Annotated in this window: 9 protein-coding genes; 3 read left to right on the top strand and 6 right to left on the bottom strand. The window is 63.1% G+C overall.

All coding sequences use genetic code 11. The features are described from left to right. Positions 1-49: 49 nt before the first annotated feature. The gene (gene tagQ / locus PSH81_RS26695) at positions 50-979 is read left to right on the top strand and encodes a type VI secretion system-associated lipoprotein TagQ (protein ID WP_305391746.1); all 930 of its coding nucleotides are present in this window, start codon (positions 50-52) and stop codon (positions 977-979) included. 123 nt (positions 980-1,102) lie between these two features. Next, positions 1,103-1,477, top strand: a complete 375-nt coding sequence (locus PSH81_RS26690) for a hypothetical protein (protein ID WP_058424462.1) — start codon at positions 1,103-1,105, stop codon at positions 1,475-1,477. Between the two features lie 131 nt (positions 1,478-1,608). On the opposite strand, the gene PSH81_RS26685 is transcribed toward PSH81_RS26690, so the two are convergent. The 6 genes from PSH81_RS26685 to exbB form a co-directional block, all read right to left on the bottom strand. Beyond that, positions 1,609-3,009 (bottom strand): aminoacyl-tRNA deacylase and HDOD domain-containing protein, encoded by a 1,401-nt coding sequence (locus PSH81_RS26685; RefSeq protein ID WP_192298020.1) that lies wholly within the window; start codon positions 3,007-3,009, stop codon positions 1,609-1,611. Positions 3,010-3,086: 77 nt separating this feature from the next. Further along, positions 3,087-5,162 carry an ATP-dependent DNA helicase RecG gene (gene recG, locus PSH81_RS26680; protein ID WP_192298019.1) on the bottom strand — a complete coding sequence of 692 codons (2,076 nt, stop codon included), beginning with the start codon at positions 5,160-5,162 and terminating at the stop codon, positions 3,087-3,089. A gap of 8 nt (positions 5,163-5,170) precedes the next feature. Then, positions 5,171-6,091: a hydrogen peroxide-inducible genes activator gene (locus tag PSH81_RS26675; RefSeq protein ID WP_226454684.1), complete on the bottom strand. Its 921-nt coding sequence runs from the start codon at positions 6,089-6,091 to the stop codon at positions 5,171-5,173. A gap of 252 nt (positions 6,092-6,343) precedes the next feature. Then, positions 6,344-7,090, bottom strand: coding sequence for an energy transducer TonB (locus tag PSH81_RS26670; RefSeq protein WP_305391745.1), 747 nt, complete (start codon positions 7,088-7,090; stop codon positions 6,344-6,346). Continuing rightward, on the bottom strand, positions 7,087-7,512 hold the full coding sequence (gene exbD / locus PSH81_RS26665; protein ID WP_017735752.1) for a TonB system transport protein ExbD: 426 nt from the start codon (positions 7,510-7,512) through the stop codon (positions 7,087-7,089). The genes PSH81_RS26670 and exbD overlap by 4 nt, the downstream gene beginning before the upstream one ends. 6 nt (positions 7,513-7,518) lie before the next feature. Next, on the bottom strand, positions 7,519-8,484 hold the full coding sequence (gene exbB, locus PSH81_RS26660) for a tonB-system energizer ExbB (protein WP_226454683.1): 966 nt from the start codon (positions 8,482-8,484) through the stop codon (positions 7,519-7,521). A 189-nt stretch (positions 8,485-8,673) separates the two neighbouring features. Between exbB and PSH81_RS26655 the strand changes: the two genes are divergently transcribed. Further along, positions 8,674-9,525 carry an SDR family oxidoreductase gene (locus PSH81_RS26655; RefSeq protein ID WP_192298015.1) on the top strand — a complete coding sequence of 284 codons (852 nt, stop codon included), beginning with the start codon at positions 8,674-8,676 and terminating at the stop codon, positions 9,523-9,525. The last annotated feature ends 98 nt before the right edge of the window (positions 9,526-9,623 follow it).

The following is a 9,623-nucleotide window of genomic DNA, read 5'->3' as shown; positions in this document are numbered from 1 at the left end:
GGCGGCCGTGGCCGTGCTGGGCAAGTCAAACTTAAAAGAGAACACACCTATGCTTTTTTCCCGTAAGGCGGTTTCCAAGCGTCACTTGCTGCTGATCGCAGCCGGCTTCAGCACCGTGCTGACCGGTTGCGCCACGTCGCCGGCCTCCAAGGTCGCGTCGAGCACCAAGGTCGAGTACTACCCCAACTGCTACGAGCCGGTGCAGCACTTGCGCGCCACCGACTCGAACATGACCAAGTCGGTTGTCACCGGCGCGGCCATCGGTGCTGCCGGCGGTGCCCTGCTCGGCGTCCTGACCGGCGACAAGGAAAAACGTGGCCGTAACGCCGCCATCGGTGCTGCGGGCGGTGCCCTGGCGGGCGGCGCAGCGGGTTACTACACCGAGCGCCAGAAGCAGATCGCCGATGACAACCAGCGTATTGCCTCGTATGCGGCTGATGTGAACAAAAGCGCCTCCGACATCGACCGCAGCACCGCGTACGCCAAGGCGTCCCAGCAGTGCTACCAGAGCGCGTTCACCAAGCTGGTGGCTGATCGCAAAGCCAAGACCGTCAACGACACCGAAGGCCGCAAGCGCCTGGCGGAAATCGTCGCGGGCCTGAAGGAATCCAATGACCTGATCGTTGCGGTCAACGGTAAAGCGGCCGAAGACCTGAACAACTACACCCAGGCCTACGAGAAAGACCTGCAACAGGTTGGCGTACAGCGTACCGACGTGGTCACCGTGGCCAAGGCCGATACAACGACACCTGTGGTAGCCGCGGGCAAGAAGAAAGGCACAGGCTCCAAGCCGCCGAAAAAGCCGCCGCTTCCAACCGTACCAACAGAAGCGGTGAGCACCGAGAAGACCTTCCAGACCGCCCAGACCAAGCAGGATGAAAGCAAGAGGGTCGCCAGCGCCGGTAAAGCTCAGCTCGAAGGCAGCTGCCGCGATCCGAACCTGGCCGACTGGGCGCCGGTTCCTTGCCCAAACGTTTAAGTAACATGCTGCTATAAGCGTCAAACGCCAGCCGATCTTCCGCTAATGCGCCAGATCGGTGGCGTTCTTTTTGCAAATCGCTACACTGCTGCGGCCACTCAATAATTACCCGAGGCCGTGTGCATGAAATTCCGTCTTCTCCTGTGGGTGCTGGGCCTGATGATGGGCAAAGCCAGCCGCACCAACCCTGCCTTCCAGCAACAACTGGGTGATAAAGACCTGGCCTTCCAGTTGCAGACCCTCGACGGCAAAGTCGCCCGTCACTTCATCGTCAAAGACCAACGCATCACCAGCCGTTCGGGTGTCCATCCGACGCCGGCGTTTGCCATCGCGTTCAAGGACGCTGCCTACGGCTTCGCCACGATGCAGGCGAAGAACAAGCAATTGGCGTTCATGACGGGGATTCAGGACAAGTCGATCCAGATCAAGGGCAACCCGGCGCTGGTGATCTGGTTCCAGGGGTTGACCAAGTATTTGAAGCCGAAGAAAAAGAAGTAGGGTTTTCAGGTAGACCGAGGTGGATTCTTCGCGAGCAAGCCCGCTCCCACATTCGACCGCATTCTCATGTTGGAACTCGGTCAACTGTGGGAGCGGGCTTGCTCGCGAAAGCGGTCTGACAGGCTACAGAGTCAGGGCTGGCTGAACTGTGAGGCCAGTTCGCGCAACAGCACCTCGGCATCCAACACCTTGCCCACCACTTCCTCCGCCTTGTCCCGGGTCAGTCCCAGGCGCTCAAGCAGTTCGTCGGGAATGGCCTCGTCCGGCCCGGAACCGATGCCTCGGCTGCGCAGCAAGCGCACGGCCAGGCACACCAGGTTCGGATACTCGGCGTACTGACCGTCATAGGTCGGGTCGTGCTGGAAGCGCAGGGCGGTGGACAGTTCGTCCGGCATGTCCCAGTAGCGCATCAGCCAGGCGCCGATCTGCTCGCGGCTGATACCCAGCAGGTGCTGTTCCACGTAGCTGTGGCATAGGTGCGGGTTGACCTCCAGGTGCCGGCAGATCAACGAGAAGTGCGGCGGGAACACGTGGGCCAGCAGCAGGTAACCGAAGTTGTGCAGCAAGCCGGCCAGGTAGGTCAGGCCGGCTTCCGGGCGCTGGGCGCGTGGCATGGCGCGGGTCAGTCCTTCGATCACGGCGGCGGTGTAGATCGACTGGTGCCAGTACGGCGTGGCCTGGTGCGGGTGGTCCTTGGGCAGGCTCAGGGTCTTGCCCAGGGCCAGGCCCAGTGCCAGATTGATCACCAGGTCGAAGCCCAGCACGCGCACGATGGCGTCTTCCACCGAGCGGATCTTGCCCGGCGAAGCGTAGTACGGCGACGCGGCCCAGCTCACCACCTGGGCGGCCAGGGCCGGGTCGGTTTCCACTACGCCCGTGATGTCATCGATGGTGGCGTTGGGGTCGACGCGCAGCTTGATGATCTTTTGCGCGGTGTCGGCCAGCGGCGGGATCTCAAGGGTCGCTTCCAGGCGCTGCTGGATACGGCGGGCGGTGAACGCCTGCATCGCCTGGGTGATTTCCTCACGGTCATCATTGGGGCGGTCGAGGTTCGGCCGGATGTTGCTCAGGGGCTCGCCGAACTGCGCGGCGCTGGCCTTGGTGAGCATGCTCTTGAAGTGTTCGCTGGCGATCTCCAGCAGCAACCCGGCTTCACCCGAATGCACCAGCAGGTTCGGCTCGTTGAGCAGGCTGCCTTCGTACAGGCACGGCGAGCTGGTCAGTGCCGGCAGGCCGGGCAACAGGCTTAGGTCGTGCTTGCCGAGCATGCGCGCGACGCGATCCGGCGCCACGGCCGTGAGGCGGCGGCCGGTGAGTTCGGCGAGGCGGTTGAGGTCGAGCAGTTGGTTCTGCGGGAACAGCACCATCAGAGCGCCCACGGCATCTTCCAACAACACCGCCTGGACCTTGCGCGCAGGGTTCAAGCCAAGGTGTTCGGTGACTTCCGTGTAGGGGATGGCGAGTTTGGCGAGCAGCGCCTGAATGACCGGCGGAGTGGTCAGTGGGGCTGTGGCGTGGGCAACTTCTGACATGGCCTGATCCAATTTCTTACAGTCGTTGGAGTATAACCAGCTTGATACACATGGGGGTCGTATAAGTGCGCGCAGCGTCACACTTGGCCGTATTGCTGCCCATGTCGGAGCCAGCGGTCCAGCAACGGACTGACATGTTCCGGCCAACGCTCCAGCAAGGCTTGCGCCGCATCACGCACGGCGGGTAGCAGGTCGGCGTCGCGCATCAGGTCGGCGACCTTGAATTGCAGCAGGCCGGTCTGGCGCGTGCCGAGCATTTCCCCGGGGCCACGCAGTTCGAGGTCTTTTTCGGCGATGACAAAACCGTCGTTGGTCTCGCGCATGATGCCCAGGCGCTGGCGGCCGATCTGTGACAGCGGTGGGTGGTACAGCAATACGCAATGGCTGGCGGCGCTGCCCCGGCCGACGCGGCCGCGCAGTTGGTGCAGTTGGGCCAGGCCCAGGCGCTCGGGGTTTTCGATGATCATCAGGCTGGCGTTGGGCACGTCCACCCCGACTTCGATCACCGTGGTGGCGACCAGCAGTTGCAGGTTGCCGGCCTTGAACTCGGCCATCACCGCGGCTTTTTCCGCAGGTTTCATGCGGCCATGGATCAGCCCGACCTTGAGCTCGCCGAGGGCGCTGGTGAGGTCTTCATAGGTGGTTTCGGCGGCCTGGCAGGTCAGCTCTTCGGACTCTTCGATCAGTGTGCAAACCCAGTACGCCTGGCGGCCTTCGGCGCAGGCGCCGCGCACGCGCTCGATCACTTCGACGCGGCGGGTGTCGGTGACCAGCACGGTGTTGACCGGGGTACGGCCGGGGGGCAGTTCGTCGAGGATCGAGGTGTCGAGGTCGGCGTAGGCGCTCATCGCCAGGGTGCGTGGGATCGGCGTGGCGGTCATGATCAGCTGGTGCGGATTCATGCGCCCGCCCACGCCTTTCTGGCGCAGGGCCAGGCGTTGTTGCACGCCGAAGCGGTGCTGTTCGTCGATGATCACCAGGGCGAGGTTCTTGAACTGCACTTCGTCCTGGAACAGCGCGTGAGTGCCGACCACCATCGGTGCGCCGCCGGCGATCTGCTCCAGCGCCGCGGCGCGGTTCTTGCCCTTGAGCTTGCCGGCCAGCCATGCCACTTCCAGGCCCAGGGGTTCAAGCCAGCGCTTGAACGTGATGAAGTGCTGCTCGGCGAGGATCTCGGTAGGGGCCATCAACGCGACCTGGTAGCCGGCTTCCAGCGCCTGCAAGGCCGCGAGGGCGGCGACCACGGTCTTGCCCGCGCCGACGTCGCCCTGGATCAGGCGCAGCATCGGTTCTTGCTGGCTGAGGTCGTAGGCGATTTCATTGCCGACGCGCTGCTGGGCCCCGGTCGGGGTGAAGCCGAGGTTGGCCAGGTATTGTGCAGGCAACCTGGTGGCCTTGGGCATCGCCGGTGCGCGCAGTGAGCGCATGCTTTCGCGCAGGCGTTGCTGGGACAGCTGGTGTGTCAGCAGTTCTTCGAAGGCCAGGCGGTGCTGGGCCCAGTGGTGACCAAGGGCCAGCTCATCGACATCGGCGTCGGCGGGCGGGTGATGCAGATAGCGGATCGCATCGTCCAGCGGCGCCAGTTGATAGTCGCGGGCCAGCTCCAGCGGCAGCCAGTCGGGCAGGCTTTTCGGGCCGAGCAGGGTCAGGGTCTGCGTGCACAACTGGCGCAGGCGCTGTTGGGTCAGGCCTTCGGTGAGCGGGTAGATCGGGGTGAGGGTGGTGTCCACCGGAGGCGGCTCGTCGCCGGTGATGGCCCGGTACTCCGGGTGGTAGATCTCCAGGCCGGATGCACCGGGCCGCGCTTCGCCGTAGCAGCGCACGCGGGTGCCGCGCTTGAGACCTTCCTTCTGCGCATTGCTGAAATGATAGAAGCGCAGGCTCAGGCCGCCGGTGCCATCCTGCAAGCGCACCACCAGGCTGCGTCGCTTGCCCATCACCACGTCGGCGCCGCTGACGGTGCCTTCGACCACCGCGTCCTGCCCTGGGCGCAAATGGCCGATGGGCACCACGCGGGTGCGGTCCTGGTAGCGCAGGGGCAGGTGGAAGAGCACGTCCTGGAGATTCTCCAGGCCGACCTTGGCCAGTTTTTCGGCCATGGCTTCACCGACACCCTTGAGTGCCGTCACCGATACCTGCGACAGCTCAGTCATACGGTTACTTAGCTCGCAACAGGCGGCTTGGCCACCGAACACAGGCGGATCGAGTCGGCGAGGATCTCAATGGCCTTTGGCCGTGGGAAGCTGGCGCGCCAGGCAATCGCTACGGTGCGAAATGGCACCGGCGGTGTCAGTGGGCGCACTTCGATCACGCCGGGGGCATAGTGATGGCTGTCGACTGCCGACAGCGGCAGGATCGAGATGCCCAGGCCGGAGGCGACCATGTGGCGGATGGTTTCCAGGGAGCTGGATTCCACGGTGGTGTGTTTGGCGCCGTCGTTGCCCTTGGTCAGGGTCGGGCAGGCTTCCAATACTTGATCGCGGAAACAGTGGCCTTCACCAAGCAGCAGCAGGCTCTTGTCGTTGAGCAGGGCGGCGTCGATGGTGTCTTTTTTGGTCCACGGGTGGTCGGCGGGCATCAACACCTGGAATGGCTCGTCGTAGAGCGGCAGGGTCAGCACGTCGGCCTCGTTGAATGGCAGGGCGATGATGATCGCGTCCAGCTCGCCGTTGCGCAGTTTGTCGCGCAGCACGTGGGTGAAATTTTCTTCGATATACAGCGGCATCTGCGGCGCGACGCGGTGCAGTTGCGGGATCAGGTGCGGGAACAGATACGGGCCGACGGTGTAGATGGCGCCGACTTTGAGCGGGGCGGTCAGCTGGTTTTTACCGGCTTGGGCCAGCTCGCGGATGCTTTGCGCCTGCTCCAGGACTTTTTGCGCCTGGGCCACGATGCCTTCGCCCACGGGTGTGAGGCGCACGGCGCTTTTGCTGCGCTCGAAAATCAGCACACCGAGTTCGTCTTCAAGCTTTTTCACGCCCACCGACAGCGTCGGCTGGCTGACATGGCAACGCTCGGCCGCATGGCCAAAGTGCTGCTCTTGGGCGAGGGTCACGATGTAGCGTAATTCTGTAAGAGTCATAGCGGGCGTCCATGAGGTTGCGGGCCAAGCATACCGGCTGCAATCGATAGACACACGTTATCAGAAGTTTGCTGGGGATTGAGCGGGGAATGCCGGGGATTTTGTGGGAAAGAGACTTTATGCAGCGATGAAATCAAATGTGGGAGCGGGCTTGCTCGCGAAAACGGTGTGTCAGTGATGAATGTATCAACTGACACTCCGCTTTCGCGAGCAAGCCCGCTCCCACATATAGGCCGCGCTTGCGCGCGGTATTTAGCGGCGCTTCTCGATGTTGTACACGAACGGTGCAACGATCTCGATGGTGCCACCTTTGAGCATGTCGCTTGGCGGCTTGGGCAGCGGTTGGGCACGACGGATCATGTCCAGGGTCGCACGGTCCAGGTCGGCGTTGCCGGAGCGGCCCACCAACTCATAGGACAGCACGTTGCCGTCTGCATCCACCACGAACTTCAGGCGGTTCAGGCCTTCCTTGCCACGGGCCTGGGCGCCGGGCGGGTACTTCTTGTATTTCTGCAGGTGCGCCAGCAGGGTGCCTTCCCAGGATGCCTTGGCGGCAATCTGTTGTGGCGATGGGCCGGGCACGGGCTGGGCCGATTTTTCAGCCGGTGCCTGGGTCGGTGGAGCGTCGCTCGGCGGCTCTTCGGAAGGCTTCTCCTTGACCGGCTCGACCTTTTTCTCCACCGGCTTGGGCGGCTGCGGTTTCGGTTTGGGCTTGGCCGGCTTGGGCACCTGGATTGTCGGCTTGGGTGCCTCGGCCAGTTTCGGCAATGGCAGCTCTTCCACCGGCGCTGGTGGTTGCGGCGGCGTGATCACCTTCGGCGGAGCCGGCGGTGGCGGCGCGGGCATCGGCGCCAGGTCGATGACCATGGCAGCCGGCGGCAACTGGACCGTATGCGGCGCGGACCATTGAAGCGCGATGATGATCGCGACGGCATGCACGCCCAGCACGACAGCGAGGCTTGTGCCATACCGCGTCAGTTTGTGGCGCGTCGTGATCATTTCTTGGCTGCCGTCTCAAGTCCGACCAGGCCTACCTTGAGGTAGCCGGCTGCCCGCAGGGCATCCATCACGCTCATCAGGTCGCCGTAGTCCACGCCCTTGTCGGCCTGGAAGAAGATCGTCGTGTCTTTCTTGCCCTGGGTCTTGGCGTCGAGCACCTGGCCGAGGGTTTCGGATTTGACTTCTTCTTCGCCCAGGAACAGACGCTGGTCCGCCTTGACGCTGAGGAACACCGGTTTCTCTGGCCGTGGCGCCGGTTTGGCGCTGGAGGCGGGCAGGTCGACCTTGATGTCCACAGTTGCCAACGGTGCCGCCACCATGAAGATGATCAGCAGCACCAGCATCACGTCGATAAACGGCGTGACGTTGATTTCGTGGTTCTCGACGAGTTCGTCGTCGCCTTGATTCAAATGCAGGCCCATGGCCGATTACCCCACTTTCACCATGTGCGGTTGCGAGCTGCGCTCGGTAGGCAGGTGATCGAGGTCGCGGCTGACCAGCAGCAGGACTTCTGCCGACGCGTCGGATACCTGGGCCTTGTAGCCGGCAATCGAACGGGCGAAGACGTTGTAGATCACTACCGCAGGAATCGCTGCAACCAGGCCCAGGGCGGTGGCCAGCAGGGCTTCGGCGATGCCCGGGGCGACGACGGCGAGGTTGGTGGTCTGGGTTTTGGCGATGCCGATGAAGCTGTTCATGATGCCCCACACGGTGCCGAACAGGCCGACGAACGGTGCGGTGGAACCGATGGTTGCCAGCACGCCGGTGCCGCTGCTCATGTTACGGCCGCAGGCCGCAACCAGGCGCTCGAGGCGGAAAGCCACACGTTCCTTGATGCCTTCTTTTTCGCGGGTGTTGGCCGACAGGCGCATTTCTTCCAGCGCGTCGTGCACCAGAGTGTTGGCCAGGGTGCCCTTCTTGGTCGCGCTTTCGCTGGCTTCCTTGAGGGTGGTGGCTTTTTTCAGGTGGACGATTTCAGCGCGCAGACGACGCTTGGCGCCCAGCAGCTCGAAGCCTTTGGCGATCCAGATGGTCCAGGTGATGATCGAGGCGATGGCCAGGCCGATCATCACGGCTTTCACCACTACGTCAGCGTTCTGGTACATGCCCCATGGGGACAGGTCGTGGGCCATGCCCAGGGTGTTGTCTTCTTCCAGGACCACGCCGGTTTCGTCGGCGGGTGCAGGTGCAGGTGCTGCAGCCAGGGCTGGATCGGTGGCGGCCGGCGCGGCGGCAGGCGTCGCAGTGCTGTGCTCGGCAGCAGCTGGAGCGGCCGGCGCGGTGGCATCGGCGAATGCTACGGTCGGTGCCAGCAGGACGCTGAGCATCAGCGCGGCAATCGCGCGCCAGGCGCGGGACGTGGTTGGCGAAGCGGGGTTTGTATTACGTGTCATGCTGGCCGGACCTGAGAAGAAAAAGTGGGTGATCGTCCTTCCAGACCCGGGGGGGCCGAGGACAAATGGGCGGTTATTATTGCAAGTAATTCTTGTTAACAGAAGTAATACAGTAACTTTATTTGTGCTTTTTCTGGCCGCCGGTCTGCTGCGAGGGCTAATCTAGACCTTTCAGTACGGAGTTTTGTGATGTCTGCGCCTTCTGTTGTGATTGCCGGTTGCGGCGATGTGGGTAGTCGGCTGGCTAGCCAATTGCTGGCCTCGGGATGGGAGGTTCATGGCCTGCGTCGCGATATTTCGCGCCTGCCCGAGGGCGTCATTGGCATCGCCGGCGACCTGTTCAGCAAGGACTGTCCGGACACCTGGCCGATTGGCGGGGTGGATTACCTGGTGTATTGCGCAGCCGCGACCGACCACGACGAGGCCGGGTATCGCGCGGCTTACGTGCAGGGCTTGAAGCATGTGCTGGAGTGGCTGGACGACTACGGCCAGGCGCCGAAGCACCTGCTGTTTGTATCCAGCAGCAGTGTGTATGGGCAGCAGAACGGTGAGTGGGTCGACGAAACATCCGATACCCAGGCCAAGGGCTATTCCGGTCAGGTGATGCTGGAAGCCGAGCAAGTCGCGCTCAATAGCGGCATCCCGGCGAGCGTCGTGCGGCTGACCGGTATCTATGGTCCTGGGCGTGAATGGTTGCTGACCCAGGTGCGCCAAGGCTATCGCGTGGCAATCGACCCGCCTTTATATGGCAACCGTATTCATGCGGACGACGCCGCAGGCTTGCTAGCGTTTTTGCTGCGGCATGTGGAACAGGGCGGGCAGTTGGACAAGGTGTACATCGGCGTCGATGACGCGCCGGCGCCGTTGGCCGAGGTGGTGGATTGGTTGCGCGGGTATCTGGGCGTGACGGAATGGGCGGATGATGCGAGTGTGCGCCGTGCCGGGAGCAAGCAGTGCAGCAATGCGCGGGTGAGGGCTCTGGGTTGGAAGCCAACTTATCCGAGCTATCGCGAAGGTTATGCGGCCATCCTCAAGGGCTGAAATGCGGTCAAAAATGTGGGAGCGGGCTTGCTCGCGAATGCGGTGTTTCAGAAGCACATTCAGTGACTGACACTCCGCATTCGCGAGCAAGCCCGCTC

The sequence above is a fragment of the Pseudomonas sp. FP2335 genome (assembly GCF_030687535.1).
Taxonomy (GTDB): Bacteria; Pseudomonadota; Gammaproteobacteria; order Pseudomonadales; family Pseudomonadaceae; genus Aquipseudomonas.
This window is presented reverse-complemented; position numbering and strand designations above follow the sequence as displayed.

What these genes read in the sequence shown, in the direction of transcription:
- exbD (WP_017735752.1), bottom strand. Translation starts at nt 7,512, where the DNA reads ATGGGCCTGCATTTGAATCAAGGCGACGACGAACTCGTCGAGAACCAC.
- PSH81_RS26655 (WP_192298015.1), top strand. Translation starts at nt 8,674, where the DNA reads ATGTCTGCGCCTTCTGTTGTGATTGCCGGTTGCGGCGATGTGGGTAGT.
- PSH81_RS26675 (WP_226454684.1), bottom strand. Translation starts at nt 6,091, where the DNA reads ATGACTCTTACAGAATTACGCTACATCGTGACCCTCGCCCAAGAGCAG.
- PSH81_RS26690 (WP_058424462.1), top strand. Translation starts at nt 1,103, where the DNA reads ATGAAATTCCGTCTTCTCCTGTGGGTGCTGGGCCTGATGATGGGCAAA.
- PSH81_RS26670 (WP_305391745.1), bottom strand. Translation starts at nt 7,090, where the DNA reads ATGATCACGACGCGCCACAAACTGACGCGGTATGGCACAAGCCTCGCT.
- recG (WP_192298019.1), bottom strand. Translation starts at nt 5,162, where the DNA reads ATGACTGAGCTGTCGCAGGTATCGGTGACGGCACTCAAGGGTGTCGGT.
- exbB (WP_226454683.1), bottom strand. Translation starts at nt 8,484, where the DNA reads ATGACACGTAATACAAACCCCGCTTCGCCAACCACGTCCCGCGCCTGG.
- tagQ (WP_305391746.1), top strand. Translation starts at nt 50, where the DNA reads ATGCTTTTTTCCCGTAAGGCGGTTTCCAAGCGTCACTTGCTGCTGATC.
- PSH81_RS26685 (WP_192298020.1), bottom strand. Translation starts at nt 3,009, where the DNA reads ATGTCAGAAGTTGCCCACGCCACAGCCCCACTGACCACTCCGCCGGTC.